12 protein-coding genes are annotated in these 13,064 nt (G+C 69.9%); 7 read left to right on the top strand and 5 right to left on the bottom strand.

Annotated features, from left to right (window positions below):
* Positions 1 to 45 precede the first annotated feature (45 nt).
* From KCH87_RS35265 to KCH87_RS35280, 4 genes are read right to left on the bottom strand one after another with little or no spacing between them, the layout of a single operon-like run.
* Entirely contained in the window at positions 46 to 672 is a 627-nt protein-coding gene (locus KCH87_RS35265; RefSeq protein ID WP_210591801.1) for a response regulator transcription factor, read from the bottom strand.
* Complete coding sequence (locus KCH87_RS35270) at positions 669 to 1,871, bottom strand: sensor histidine kinase (protein ID WP_210591803.1); 1,203 nt, start codon at positions 1,869 to 1,871, stop codon at positions 669 to 671. The genes KCH87_RS35265 and KCH87_RS35270 overlap by 4 nt, the downstream gene beginning before the upstream one ends.
* Entirely contained in the window at positions 1,868 to 2,713 is an 846-nt protein-coding gene (locus tag KCH87_RS35275; protein ID WP_210591805.1) for an ABC transporter permease, read from the bottom strand. The genes KCH87_RS35270 and KCH87_RS35275 overlap by 4 nt, the downstream gene beginning before the upstream one ends.
* Positions 2,710 to 3,576, bottom strand: coding sequence for an ABC transporter ATP-binding protein (locus KCH87_RS35280; protein WP_210591807.1), 867 nt, complete (start codon positions 3,574 to 3,576; stop codon positions 2,710 to 2,712). The genes KCH87_RS35275 and KCH87_RS35280 overlap by 4 nt, the downstream gene beginning before the upstream one ends.
* A gap of 148 nt (positions 3,577 to 3,724) precedes the next feature.
* On the opposite strand from KCH87_RS35280, the gene KCH87_RS35285 reads away from it, so the two are divergent.
* The 3 genes from KCH87_RS35285 to rpsD all read left to right on the top strand — a co-directional run bounded on the left by KCH87_RS35285 (position 3,725) and on the right by rpsD (position 6,691).
* Positions 3,725 to 4,381 (top strand): vitamin K epoxide reductase family protein, encoded by a 657-nt coding sequence (locus KCH87_RS35285; RefSeq protein ID WP_210591809.1) that lies wholly within the window; start codon positions 3,725 to 3,727, stop codon positions 4,379 to 4,381.
* Between the two features lie 42 nt (positions 4,382 to 4,423).
* Positions 4,424 to 5,779 carry a replication-associated recombination protein A gene (locus KCH87_RS35290; protein WP_210591811.1) on the top strand — a complete coding sequence of 452 codons (1,356 nt, stop codon included), beginning with the start codon at positions 4,424 to 4,426 and terminating at the stop codon, positions 5,777 to 5,779.
* A gap of 297 nt (positions 5,780 to 6,076) precedes the next feature.
* A complete protein-coding gene (gene rpsD / locus KCH87_RS35295; protein ID WP_019066381.1) occupies positions 6,077 to 6,691 on the top strand; it encodes a 30S ribosomal protein S4 in 615 nt (204 codons plus the stop codon).
* Positions 6,692 to 6,724: 33 nt separating this feature from the next.
* Here rpsD and KCH87_RS35300 read toward each other — a convergent pair whose 3' ends face one another.
* Positions 6,725 to 8,869: an AAA family ATPase gene (locus KCH87_RS35300; RefSeq protein ID WP_210591813.1), complete on the bottom strand. Its 2,145-nt coding sequence runs from the start codon at positions 8,867 to 8,869 to the stop codon at positions 6,725 to 6,727.
* Positions 8,870 to 9,021: 152 nt separating this feature from the next.
* On the opposite strand from KCH87_RS35300, the gene KCH87_RS35305 reads away from it, so the two are divergent.
* Genes KCH87_RS35305 through ruvX form a run of 4 tightly spaced genes read left to right on the top strand, consistent with a single transcriptional unit; the run spans position 9,022 to position 12,972 of the window.
* Positions 9,022 to 9,477 (top strand): DUF948 domain-containing protein, encoded by a 456-nt coding sequence (locus KCH87_RS35305; RefSeq protein WP_210591816.1) that lies wholly within the window; start codon positions 9,022 to 9,024, stop codon positions 9,475 to 9,477.
* A gap of 8 nt (positions 9,478 to 9,485) precedes the next feature.
* Positions 9,486 to 9,836 (top strand): hypothetical protein, encoded by a 351-nt coding sequence (locus tag KCH87_RS35310; protein ID WP_210591820.1) that lies wholly within the window; start codon positions 9,486 to 9,488, stop codon positions 9,834 to 9,836.
* Positions 9,836 to 12,508 carry an alanine--tRNA ligase gene (gene alaS / locus KCH87_RS35315; protein ID WP_210591822.1) on the top strand — a complete coding sequence of 891 codons (2,673 nt, stop codon included), beginning with the start codon at positions 9,836 to 9,838 and terminating at the stop codon, positions 12,506 to 12,508. Before KCH87_RS35310 ends, alaS begins: the two co-directional genes overlap by 1 nt.
* Complete coding sequence (ruvX, locus tag KCH87_RS35320; RefSeq protein WP_210591825.1) at positions 12,508 to 12,972, top strand: Holliday junction resolvase RuvX; 465 nt, start codon at positions 12,508 to 12,510, stop codon at positions 12,970 to 12,972. Before alaS ends, ruvX begins: the two co-directional genes overlap by 1 nt.
* Positions 12,973 to 13,064: the final 92 nt, after the last annotated feature.

Below are 13,064 nucleotides of genomic sequence, written 5' to 3' on the forward strand. Positions count from 1 at the left end.
GGCCCATGAGGCGCCGGGTGTCTTCCGAGGCACTCGGCGCCTTCGTCATTGGTCCAGCAACCCGTACCGCATCGCACTCGTCACCGCCGCCGTCCGGTCGTCCACGCCCAACTTGCCGAAGACCCGCAGCAGATGGGTCTTGACCGTCGACTCGCCGATGAACAAACGGCGCCCGATATCGGCGTTCGTGCACCCCTCGGCCACCAGTCGCAGTACCGCCGTCTCCCGGTCCGACAGCCGCGGCCGCTCCGGCTTCGTACGCAGCTGGTCGACGAGCCGCGCCGCCACCGACGGGGCAAGTACGGTCTCCCCGCGCGCCGCTGAGCGAACCGCCTCGGCCAGTTCACCCCGCGGAAGGTCCTTCAGCAGATAGCCCGCCGCCCCGGCCTCCACCGCCCTCAGGATGTCCCGGTCCGTCTCGTACGTCGTGAGGACGATCACCCGGCAGCCCAGCCCGGCCGCCGTCATCCGCACGATCGAGTCGACACCCCCGCCGTCCGGCATCCGCAGGTCCATCAGCACGATGTCGGGCCGCAACTCGGCCGCCAGCGCCTCCGCCTGCGGCCCGCTGGACGCGTCGGCGACCACCTCCAGGTCCGGTTCGGCGCTGAGCATCGCCCGCAGCCCCTCCCGTACGACGGGATGGTCGTCGGCCAGGATGATCCGGATCACGGGACCTCACTCTTCATGGCGGGGACGGGCAGCCGGACGGTCACCGTGGTGCCGTCGCCCGGCGCGCTGCTGACCTGCGCGGTTCCGCCCACCTCGGCGGCCCGTGCGCGCAGCCCCGCCAGACCGTACCCGTCATGTACGGCACCGGGGTCGAAGCCGCAGCCGTCGTCCCGTACGGACAGGGTGAGCGTGTCGTCCGTGTACGCCAGCCCGATCGCGACGGCTGTCGAACTCCCGGCGTGTTTACGGGCGTTGGCCAGTCCCTCCTGGCAGGAACGCAGGGCGACCACCTCGGGACCGGCGGGCAGCGCGCGCACCGGGCCGGTCACCTTCAGCGTCGCGTCATGGCGTGCGGCGAGCCTGCCGATCGCGTCCGGGAGCGAGGCGCCGTCGAGGTCGGCCGGACTGCCCCCGGCGACCAGGGCACGGGCCTCGGCGAGGTTCTGCCGGGCCGTCTCGTCCATCAGGGCCAGGTGACGGCGGGCCTGCGGCACATCGCGGTCGAGCTCGGCCTCGACCGCCTGGGTCAGCATCAGCAGGCTGGTGAAGCCCTGTGCGAGCGTGTCATGGATCTCCCTGGCCATCCGCTCCCGCTCGGCGAGCGCTCCGTGCGCTGTCGAGAGCCGGGAGATCTCGTGCCGGCTCGCGTCCAACTCCGCGATCAGGTCGGCCCGTTCCTGGCTCTGCTCGATGATGCGGATGACCCAGCTGCCGACGGCAACCGAGAAGGCGAGCGAAACCACGGCGAACAGTCCGTTGAAGAAGACCTCCTCGTCGCCGGGCCACCACAGGAGTGCCCAACCGACCACGGGCGCGAGGTTGATGACCGCCACGGCGATGAGCGCCCCCCGCATCCGCAGGGTCATGAAGCACTGGGGGACGAGTGCGAAGGTCATCAGCCGTGTCTCACCGACGAGTACTGCCGACGTCAGGAACAGTGCCACGGCCACCGCCAGGTAGCGCAGTGCCCGCCGCTCGTCGGGCGGATCGCCCCTCAGGACGGGGCGCCCCACCCAGACGTACAGGGGAACCAGCAACGCATGCAGAACGGCAGCGATCACGCGGACCGGCCACCCCGGGTACCCCGTGGCGAGCACGGAGACCAAGGTGGCCAGCCAGATCAGCGCGAAGTACGTGTCCCAGAGCCGGAACGAGCGGTCCCAGGTGTACGCGCCCCCGGCTTCTGCCGGACCGTTCATCCGTCGCGCCGGTTCTTCCACCGGAAGGTCAGCAGACACAGGGCCAATCCTCCGACGCACCACGCCCCGAGCACCAGGGCAACCCTGCCCAGCTCCCAGCTGCCCGCCTGCTCCAGCACTTGCGCCGACTCCGGCAGGAACACCCCGCGCAGCCCCTGGCACATCCACTTCAGCGGGAACAACGCCCCGATGTTCAGCATCCAGTCCGGGATGGTGTCGATGGCGATGTACACCCCGGAGATGAACTGGAGGACCAGGAAGGGGAGTACGACGACGGAGGTCGCGCTCTTGCCGGACTTGGGGACCGAGCTGATCGCGATACCGAGCAGCGCGCACGCCGTCAGACCCAGCACGAAGATCCAGGCGAAGTCGAACCAGGTGCCGGCGTCCGACGGCAGGTCGACGTCGTACAGGGTCGTTCCGACGAGCAGCAGGATCGCCGTCTCCACGAGACCGGTGACGAGAACCAGCCAGATCTTGCCGAGGAAGTACGACGCCGGAGGCATCGGCGTACCGCGCAGCCGGCGCAGCACCTTCTCGTCCCGCTCGATCGCGATCGAGATGCCGAGCGACTGGAAACTCGTCGACATGATGCCGGCGGCCATCATCGCCGGAACGTACAGCTGGGAGGCGGTGATGCCCGCGCCGTCCACATCGTCCTTGAAGATCGACGCGAACAGGAAGAGGAACACCACCGGGAAGGCGAAGGTGAACACCACCTGGTCGCGCTGCCGGAAGAACTGCTTGATCTCCAGGCCGCCCCGTTGCAGGCCGAGCCCCCAGGCGCCCGGCAGCCGCTCCGGACGCGTCCCGGTCCTGGTTCGTACGGCGGTCGTGGTCATCGAGCGTCCTCCTGTCCGGTCAGCCGGAGATAGACGTCCTCCAGCGTGGGGCGGCTCACCAGCAGCCCCGGGATCTCGCCGTCGAAGCGGTGCATCAGCTCGGCGACGGTCTTGGTGGGCGTGACCGTGCGCTCGGTGCGCTGGGTGCCGTCGGCCTCCGTCCACCTCACGGTGGCGTCGGTGCCATGACGCTCCCGCAGGACAGCGGGCTCGCCCTCGGCGACCACCCGACCCCGGGAGATGATCGCCAGCCGGTGCGCGAGGGCCTCCGCCTCCTCCAGGTAGTGCGTGGTCAGCAGGATCGTCGTGCCCTCGTCGGCCAGCTTGCGGATCAGCTCCCAGAACTGCCGCCGGGCCGCCGGGTCGAACCCCGTCGTCGGCTCGTCCAGAAGCAGCAGCTCGGGCCCGCCGATCACGCCGAGCGCCACGTCGAGCCGCCGCCGCTGCCCGCCCGACAGCGCCTTGATCCGGCTGCTCGCCTTCTCCTCCAGACCGACCAGGCCGATGACCTCCTCGGGGTCCCGGGGCCTCGGGTAGTAGCGGGCGAAATGCCGTACGGTCTCGCGGACCGTCAACTCGGCGGGCGCCGATTCGTCCTGCCAGACGATTCCGACCCGCGAGCGCCACGCGCGTGTGCCCGTCGCAGGGTCCGCCCCGAGCACCCGGACCTCGCCCGCGTCCCTGGCGCGGTTGCCCTGGAGGATCTCCACCGTGGTGCTCTTGCCCGCCCCGTTGGGCCCCAGCAGGCCGAACACCTCGCCCCGGTGAATGCCCAGATCGATGCCGTCGACCGCGGTCACGTCCCCGTACTGCTTGCGCAGCCCCCGTACGTCCACCGCGTGTCCGTTCGCGTGTGTGGTCATGCGATCGATCATCGTCCTGAACCGAACGGTCCGGGACGACCATGCGTACCTCCTTATGTCCACCGAACGGTGGACAGAGGCGTGCGTGCGGCACAATGGCGCGTGCCGGAAGAAGGTCCACGAACTCTCAAGTGACGGAATCGGCGAGATGAGCAAGACGACAGTGACAGACGTCTCCACCGACCCCGAGCCGGAGCGTGCCGCACCTCCGCCACGGTCCGAGGGCGGCAGCCGCGCCCTCGCCCTGCTGCTGGTGATCACCGGTGCGGCCGGACTGCTCGCCGCGTGGGTCATCACGATCGACAAGTTCAAGCTGCTCGAGGCCAAGGTCGAGGGCAAGACGTTCACCCCCGGGTGCAGCCTGAACCCCGTCGTCTCCTGCGGCAGCATCATGGAGAGCGACCAGGCCTCCGCCTTCGGCTTCCCCAACCCGATGCTCGGACTCGTCGCCTACGGCATCGTCATCTGCGTCGGTATGAGCCTGCTCGCCCGCGCCCGCTTCCCGCGCTGGTACTGGCTGACCTTCAACGCCGGCACCCTCTTCGGCGTCGGCTTCTGCGCCTGGCTGATGTTCCAGTCCCTGTACCGGATCAACGCGCTGTGCCTGTGGTGCTGCCTGGCCTGGGTCGCGACGATCATCATGTTCTGGTACGTGACCTCGTTCAACATCCGCAAGGGCTTCCTGCCCGCGCCGAACTGGCTCAAGGGCTTCTTCGGCGAGTTCACCTGGGTCCTCCCCGTCCTGCACATCGGCATCATCGGCATGCTGGTCCTGACCCGCTGGTGGGACTTCTGGACCAGCTGACGCCGGGCGGGATTGTCAGTGCGGTGATTTAGGGTTCTGAGCGTGGAGCCCGACCTGTTCACCGCCGCAGCAGAAGAACGCCAGGAGAAGGACCCGTCCAGCAGCCCCCTGGCGGTCCGGATGCGCCCGCGCACCCTCGACGAGGTCGTGGGCCAACAGCACCTGCTGAAGCCGGGCTCGCCCCTGCGCAGACTGGTCGGCGAGTCGGGCGGAGGCCCGGCGGGACCGTCCTCGGTGATCCTCTGGGGCCCGCCCGGCACCGGGAAGACGACCTTGGCGTACGTGGTGTCGAAGGCCACCAACAAGCGCTTCGTGGAGCTGTCGGCGATCACCGCGGGCGTCAAGGAGGTCCGCGCGGTCATCGAAGGTGCCCGCCGCGCCACCGGCGGCTTCGGCAAGGAGACCGTCCTCTTCCTCGACGAGATCCACCGCTTCAGCAAGGCCCAGCAGGACTCCCTGCTCCCGGCCGTCGAGAACCGCTGGGTGACCCTGATAGCGGCGACGACGGAGAACCCGTACTTCTCCATCATCTCGCCCCTGCTCTCCCGCTCCCTCCTCCTCACCCTCGAACCCCTCACGGACGACGACGTGCGGGGCCTCATCAGACGGGCCATGTCCGACGAGCGGGGTCTCAAGGACGCCGTCACCCTCCCCGAGGACACCGAGGCCCACCTCCTGCGCATCGCCGGCGGCGACGCCCGTCGTGCCCTGACCGCCCTGGAGGCCGCCGCCGGGGCCGCGCTCGACAAGGGCGAGACGGAGATCGGCCTGACCACCCTCGAGGAGACGGTCGACCGGGCGGCGGTGAAGTACGACCGCGACGGCGACCAGCACTACGACGTGGCCAGCGCCCTCATCAAGTCCATCCGCGGCTCCGACGTCGACGCGGCCCTGCACTACCTGGCCCGGATGATCGAGGCCGGCGAGGACCCCCGCTTCATCGCCCGCCGACTGATGATCTCCGCCAGCGAGGACATCGGCCTCGCCGACCCCAACGCACTGCCGATCGCCGTGGCCGCCGCCCAGGCCGTCGCCATGATCGGCTTCCCCGAGGCCGCCCTCACCCTCAGCCACGCCACCATCGCCCTGGCCCTCGCCCCCAAGTCCAACGCCGCGACGACCGCCATCGGCGCCGCCATGGACGACGTACGCAAGGGCCATGCGGGACCCGTGCCGATGCACCTGCGGGACGGGCACTACAAGGGCGCGGCCAAGCTCGGGCACGCGCAGGGGTACGTCTATCCGCACGACCTGCCCGAAGGGATCGCCGAGCAGCAGTACGCCCCGGAGGAGCTCAAGGACCGGGAGTACTACACGCCGACCCGGCACGGCGCGGAGGCGCGGTACGCGGACGCCGTCGAGTGGACCAGGAAACACCTCGGTCGCAAGCGGTCCTGAGCACCCTGTAGAATCCCTCGAAGTGCTGTGTCCCGTGCAGTCAGAACGGGACGGTCAGCCGGAACCCCCAGTGGGTTCCAGGAGCGTCGCGCACCGATCGAATGGTGTCGCGGGCAGCCCACCACCACTCGTCGCAGGACGGGACCGGTCGGTGGGCCACTCGCGTGCTGCACGTATGTGCCCAGACCAGGGGAGCGGCTGCCCACCCCGTCCGCAAGGACGAGGAGGGTTTCCCCGGCTGCGGATGCGACCTCCCATAACCCTGACGAGCCGAAGAAAACAGACAAGGAAGATCAAGTGGCGAATCAGTCCCGCCCCAAGGTCAAGAAGTCGCGTGCCCTCGGCATCGCGCTGACCCCGAAGGCCGTCAAGTACTTCGAGGCCCGCCCCTACCCGCCGGGTGAGCACGGCCGTGGCCGCAAGCAGAACTCGGACTACAAGGTCCGTCTGCTGGAGAAGCAGCGTCTGCGCGCGCAGTACGACGTGTCCGAGCGTCAGCTCGTCCGCGCCTACGAGCGTGCCTCCAAGGTCCAGGGCAAGACCGGTGAGGCCCTGATCATCGAGCTGGAGCGTCGTCTCGACGCGCTGGTCCTGCGTTCGGGCATCGCCCGCACGATCTACCAGGCCCGCCAGATGGTCGTCCACGGCCACATCGAGGTCAACGGCCAGAAGGTCGACAAGCCGTCCTTCCGCGTCAAGCCCGACGACGTCGTGATGGTCCGCGAGCGCAGCCGCAGCAAGACGCTGTTCGAGGTCTCCCGCGCCGGTGGCTTCGCCCCCGACGGCGAGACCCCGCGCTACCTCCAGGTGAACCTCGGCGCCCTGGCGTTCCGCCTGGACCGCGAGCCGAACCGCAAGGAGATCCCGGTGATCTGCGACGAGCAGCTCGTCGTCGAGTACTACGCCCGCTGATCAACCAGCGGCGGTCGTAGCACCACCTGCGCATCAGCCCGCCGTCTCCCCGCCCTTCCGGGTGGGCGAGGCGGCGGGCTCGCGCGTGTCCGAGGCTCCCCGCCCGTGCCGTGCCGGACCACGCGGCGTCGGCAGGGCGGGCAGGGGCCGCCCGAGTGCCCGGTTCACCGCCGTCTTCCTGCCGAGCCGGGCACCGTCCCGTACGCACTCCTCGTACCGCCGGTCGCCGAGGTCCTCCCGGGCCATCGCCTCGCACAGCTGGTGCGGCGCGTTGTAGTGGGCCGAGCCGAACAGCCGCAGGCCCACCGAGGGCCACATGCCGGCCGCCGCGCCCTGGAGCACGGCCGCCTCCGCCGGGTCGCCCTCGGAGGCTGTGACCAGGGCCAGCAGTTCGATCGTCAGCACCGAGCCCAGCAGGTCGTGGAAGGCGTGGGCGCTGCCCAGACATTCCGTGAGCAGACCGCGGGCCCGCGCCAGGTCTCCGTCGCTCCAGGCCGCGTACCCGAGGACGTACAGCGCATACGCCCCGGCCCATCGCTCGCCGTGGTCCTCGCAGACCCGGCGGACGTCCTCGCACAGCCGCACCGCGTCCGGCAGATCGCCCTGGAACGCCCGCGTCATCGCCAGCTCGACCTGGCCCATCAGCACGTTGCTGTTGAGCTCGCCGATCTCCTGGTAGCGGTCCAGCGCCGAGCGCAGCAGCGTTTCCGCTCGCTCCATGTCGTCCGTGACCAGGGCGAGGCAGCCGGTGCGATGCTCGGCGTACGCCACTGCCGTGGGGTGCGCGGCGCGCTCCGCCTCCTCCCGGCACTCCTGGAGCGCGGCCAGCGCGGGCACCGTGTCGCCCTGGAGGATCGCCACGTAACCGAGCACCCACAGCGCCTTCAGCCGGGACTGCTCGTGGCCCGAGTCCAGTTGGACCGCCTGCTCCAGCCAGTGCCGGCCCTCCGACAGCCGGCCACAGCCCGCCCAGCAGAACCACAGCGAGCCCGCCAGGTACTGGCCCAGATGTACGTCGTCCGGTTCGCCCAGACAGTGCTCCAGGGCGGAGCGCAGATTCGGCAGCTCCGCCTCGACGCGCGCGGCGACCTCGCCCTGGCGCGGTGAGAACCAGTCGAGCTCGCACCAGGTCGCGAGGCCGATGTACCAGTCGCGGTGCCGCCGCCGCAGCCGGTCGGCGTCCCCGGTCGCCTCCAGCCACTCGGCGCCGTACGCCCGGACCGTGTCCAGCATCCGGTAGCGCACGCCGGTCGCCGTCTCCTCGCGTGCGACCACGGACTGGGCGATCAGCTCCGTGAGGGCGTCGAGGACGTCGTCGGCGTGCAGGCCCTGGCCGCTGCACACGTACTCGACGGCCTCCAGGTCGAACTGTCCCGCGAACACCGAAAGACGCGACCACAGCAACCGCTCCTCGGGCGTGCACAGTTCATGGCTCCAGCCGATCGCCGTGCGCAGCGTCTGATGGCGCGGCGGAGCATCCCGTCCGCCGCCGGTCAGCAGCCGGAACCGGTCGTCGAGCCGCTCCAGCAACTGCCCCGGAGACAGCGCCCGCAGCCGCCCCGCCGCCAGCTCGATCGCCAGCGGGATCCCGTCCAGACGCCGGCAGAGCTCCCGTACGTCCGGATCGTCCCGCACCGCGACCGCGGCCCGCTCGGTGAACAGCTCGACGGCCTCGTCCTCGCCCAGCGGCGCCAGCGGCAGCACCCGCTCGCCCGCCACGGTCAGCGGTCTGCGCCCCACGGCAAGCACCCTGAGCCCCGGCGCCCGCCGCAGCAGATCGGTAACCAGCTCCGCGCACGCGTCCACCAGATGCTCGAAACCGTCGAGGACCAACAGGAGTTGACGCACGGCGAGATGCGCCAGCAGCGTCTCGCGCGGCGCACGCGTGGTGTGGTCGGTCAGCCCCAGCGCCTCTACGACGGCATGGTCGACGAACTCCGGATCGCGCACCGGCGCCAGCTCGACCCGCCACACACCGTCCCGGGGCGTGGACCGGGCGGCCGCCTGCGCCGCCAGCCGCGACTTGCCGACCCCGCCGACCCCCGTCACCGTCACCAGCCGCGAGGCATCGAGCATCCGGGCCAGATCGGCGAGTTCGGCCGCGCGGCCCACGAACGCGTCGAGTGCCAGAGGCAGATTTCCGTGACCGGCCGTAGCGCTCGGCTGATGGTTGCACACAGAACACGGAGCGTACTGAACCGTATTCAGTCCGTACAATCGCTTCGCGCAACTCACGTCCACGCGGGCCGTAATCCGGTACGGAGCGGCATGCCCGGCGCGATAGGCTCGACCCACGACTTTTCGATGTAGACGCACGTTTCAGGGAGCGGGTGCACACAGTGTCCGGTGGAGAGGTGGCCGGGATCCTGGTGGCCGTCTTCTGGGCGATCCTGGTCTCCTTCCTCGCCGTCGCACTGGTGAGGCTGGCCCAGACGCTCAAGGCGACCACCAAGCTCGTCGCGGACGTGACCGACCAGGCCGTCCCGCTCCTGGCAGACGCCTCCTCGGCGGTGCGCTCCGCGCAGACCCAGATCGACCGGGTCGACTCGATCGCATCGGACGTCCAGGAGGTCACGTCGAACGCGTCCGCGCTCTCGACCACCGTCGCCTCCACCTTCGGCGGCCCCCTGGTCAAGGTCGCGGCCTTCGGCTACGGCGTGCGCCGGGCCATCGGCGGCCGTAAGGACGACGTGCCCGCGAAGGAGCCCCGGCGTACCGTGATCGTGGGCCGCACCGTCCCGGCCGCGCGGCGGGCGAAGCGGAACAACCGGACCAAGAAGGACTGAGGGAACCGATGTTCCGCCGTACGTTCTGGTTCAGCACGGGCGTCGCCGCCGGTGTGTGGGCCACCACCAAGGTCAACCGCAAGCTGAAGCAGCTGACCCCCGAGAGCCTCGCCGCGAGCGCGGCCAACAAGGCGCTCGAGGCCGGTCACCGGCTCAAGGACCGTGCGGTGGGCTTCGCGCTCGACGTCCGCGACGGCATGGCCCAGCGGGAGGCCGAGTTGGGGGATGCGCTGGGGATCAACGAGAACCCCGAACTTCCCGCACCCCGGCGCTTCGCCGCCATCGAGAACCGCAACATCCCGAAGTCCGTCGACAGCGACAGGACGAGGCACTCGTACAACCGGAATGAGGACCACTGATGGAGTCGGCTGAAATCCGCCGCCGCTGGTTGAGCTTCTTCGAGGAGCGCGGTCACACCGTCGTCCCTTCGGCGTCGCTCATCGCGGACGACCCGACTCTGCTCCTCGTCCCGGCCGGCATGGTGCCCTTCAAGCCCTACTTCCTGGGTGAGGTCAAGCCGCCGTACGCCCGCGCCACGAGCGTGCAGAAGTGCGTGCGCACGCCCGACATCGAAGAGGTCGGCAAGACCACGCGGCACGGCACGTTCTTCCAGATGTGCGGCAACTTCTCCTTCGGCGACTACTTCAAGGAAGGCGCCATCAAGTACGCCTGGGAGCTGCTCACCAGCCCCCAGGACAAGGGCGGTTACGGCCTGGAGCCGGAGAAGCTCTGGATCACCGTGTACCTGGAGGACGACGAGGCCGAGCGCATCTGGCACGACGTCGTCGGTGTGCCCAAGGAGCGCATCCAGCGCCTCGGCAAGGCGGACAACTACTGGTCCATGGGCGTCCCGGGCCCCTGCGGTCCGTGTTCCGAGATCAACTACGACCGCGGCCCCGAGTTCGGCGTCGAGGGCGGCCCGGCCGTCAACGACGAGCGGTACGTGGAGATCTGGAACCTCGTCTTCATGCAGTACGAGCGTGGCGAGGGCACCTCGAAGGAGGACTTCGAGATCCTCGGCGACCTGCCGAGCCAGAACATCGACACGGGCCTCGGCATGGAGCGGCTCGCCATGATTCTGCAGGGCGTGCAGAACATGTACGAGATCGACACCTCCATGGCCGTCATCAAGAAGGCCACCGAGCTGACCGGCGTCGAGTACGGCGAGGCCCACGACTCGGACGTCTCCCTGCGCGTGGTCACCGACCATATGCGGACGTCCGTGATGCTCATCGGCGACGGTGTCACGCCGGGCAACGAGGGCCGCGGGTACGTCCTGCGCCGCATCATGCGCCGCGCCATCCGCAACATGCGCCTCCTCGGCGCCACCGGTCCGGTCGTCAAGGACCTGATCGACACGGTCATCGAGACGATGGGCCAGCAGTACCCCGAGCTCGTCACCGACCGGGAGCGCATCGAGAAGGTCGCCGTCGCCGAGGAGAACGCCTTCCTCAAGACGCTCAAGGCCGGCACCAACATCCTCGACACCGCCGTCACCGAGACCAAGGCCGCCGGCGGCACGGTCCTCACCGGCGACAAGGCGTTCCTGCTCCACGACACCTGGGGCTTCCCGATCGACCTCACCCTCGAGATGGCCGCCGAACAGGGCCTGGCCGTGGACGAGGACGGCTTCCGCCGCCTGATGAAGGAACAGCGGGAGCGTGCCAAGGCCGACGCCCGGGCCAAGAAGACCGGCCACGCCGACATGGGCGCCTACCGCGAGATCGCCGACACCGCCGGCGAGACCGAGTTCATCGGCTACACCGCCACCGAGGGCGAGTCCACCGTCGTCGGCATCCTGGTCGACGGTGTCTCCTCGCCCGCCGCCACCGAGGGCGACGAGGTCGAGATCGTCCTCGACCGCACCCCCTTCTACGCCGAGGGCGGCGGCCAGATCGGCGACACCGGCCGCATCAAGGTCGACACCGGCGCCGTCATCGAGGTCCGCGACTGCCAGAAGCCGGTCCCGGGCGTGTACGTCCACAAGGGCGTCGTCCAGGTGGGCGAGGTCACCGTGGGCGCCAAGGCCCAGGCCTCGATCGACAACCGACGGCGCACCGCCATCGCCCGTGCCCACTCGGCCACGCACCTCACCCACCAGGCCCTGCGCGACGCCCTCGGCCCGACGGCCGCCCAGGCCGGTTCCGAGAACCAGCCCGGCCGCTTCCGCTTCGACTTCGGCTCGCCGTCAGCCGTTCCCACGGCCGTGATGACCGACGTCGAGCAGAAGATCAACGAGGTGCTCGCCCGCGACCTCGACGTCCGCGCCGATGTCATGGGCATCGACGAGGCCAAGAAGCAGGGTGCCATCGCCGAGTTCGGCGAGAAGTACGGCGAGCGGGTCCGCGTCGTCACCATCGGCGACTTCTCCAAGGAGCTGTGCGGCGGCACGCACGTCCACAACACCGCCCAGCTGGGCCTGGTGAAGCTGCTCGGCGAATCGTCGATCGGCTCGGGGGTGCGCCGTATCGAGGCCCTGGTCGGTGTGGACGCCTACAACTTCCTGGCCCGTGAGCACACGGTCGTCGCCCAGCTCCAGGAGCTGATCAAGGGCCGTCCGGAGGAACTCCCGGAGAAGGTCTCCGCCATGCTCGGCAAGCTGAAGGACGCCGAGAAGGAGATCGAGAAGTTCCGCGCCGAGAAGGTGCTGCAGGCCGCCGCCGGTCTCGCCGAGTCCGCCAAGGACGTACGCGGCATCGCCGTCGTGACCGGCCAGGTCCCGGACGGCACGACCGCCGACGACCTGCGCAAGCTGGTCCTCGACGTACGCGGCCGCATCCAGGGCGGGCGGGCCGTCGTGGTGGCCCTGTTCACGGTGGCGGGCGGCAAGCCGCTGACGGTCATCGCCACCAACGAGGCCGCCCGCGAGCGCGGTCTGAAGGCCGGCGAGCTGGTCCGTGCTGCCGCCAAGACCCTCGGTGGCGGCGGTGGCGGCAAGCCGGACGTCGCCCAGGGCGGCGGCCAGAACCCGGCCGCCATCGGTGACGCCGTCGACGCCGTCGAGCGCCTTGTGGCGGAAACGGCCAAGTGATGAGAAGGGGACGTCGACTCGCGATCGACGTCGGGGACGCCCGCATCGGGGTCGCCTCGTGCGACCCCGACGGGATCCTCGCCACACCGGTGGAGACGGTCCCGGGACGTGACATCCCGGCGGCCCACCGCCGACTGAAGCAACTGGTCGAGGAGTACGAGCCGATCGAGGTCGTCGTCGGTCTCCCTCGCTCCCTCAAGGGGGGCGAGGGCCCGGCCGCGGTCAAGGTCCGCGCCTTCACCCAGGACCTGGCCCAAGGGATCGCGCCGGTCTCTGTCCGACTCGTGGACGAACGTATGACCACGGTGACGGCCAGTCAGGGACTGCGCGCCTCGGGCGTGAAGTCGAAGAAGGGCCGGGCCGTCATCGACCAGGCCGCCGCTGTGATTATCCTTCAGCAGGCGCTCGAATCCGAACGGGTGTCAGGTAAAGCCCCGGGCGAGGGCGTCGAAGTGGTCATCTGATCGCGATACGGTAACGTTCCGCGCGATGCGGCGGTGTTCGAACAGCTGCCGCACAAAAAGAGGCGGGACGGAAGCCGAGTCGAACAGCCGCG

The sequence above is a fragment of the Streptomyces sp. GESEQ-35 genome (genome assembly GCF_017948485.1).
In the GTDB taxonomy this organism is placed as follows: Bacteria; Actinomycetota; Actinomycetes; order Streptomycetales; family Streptomycetaceae; genus Streptomyces.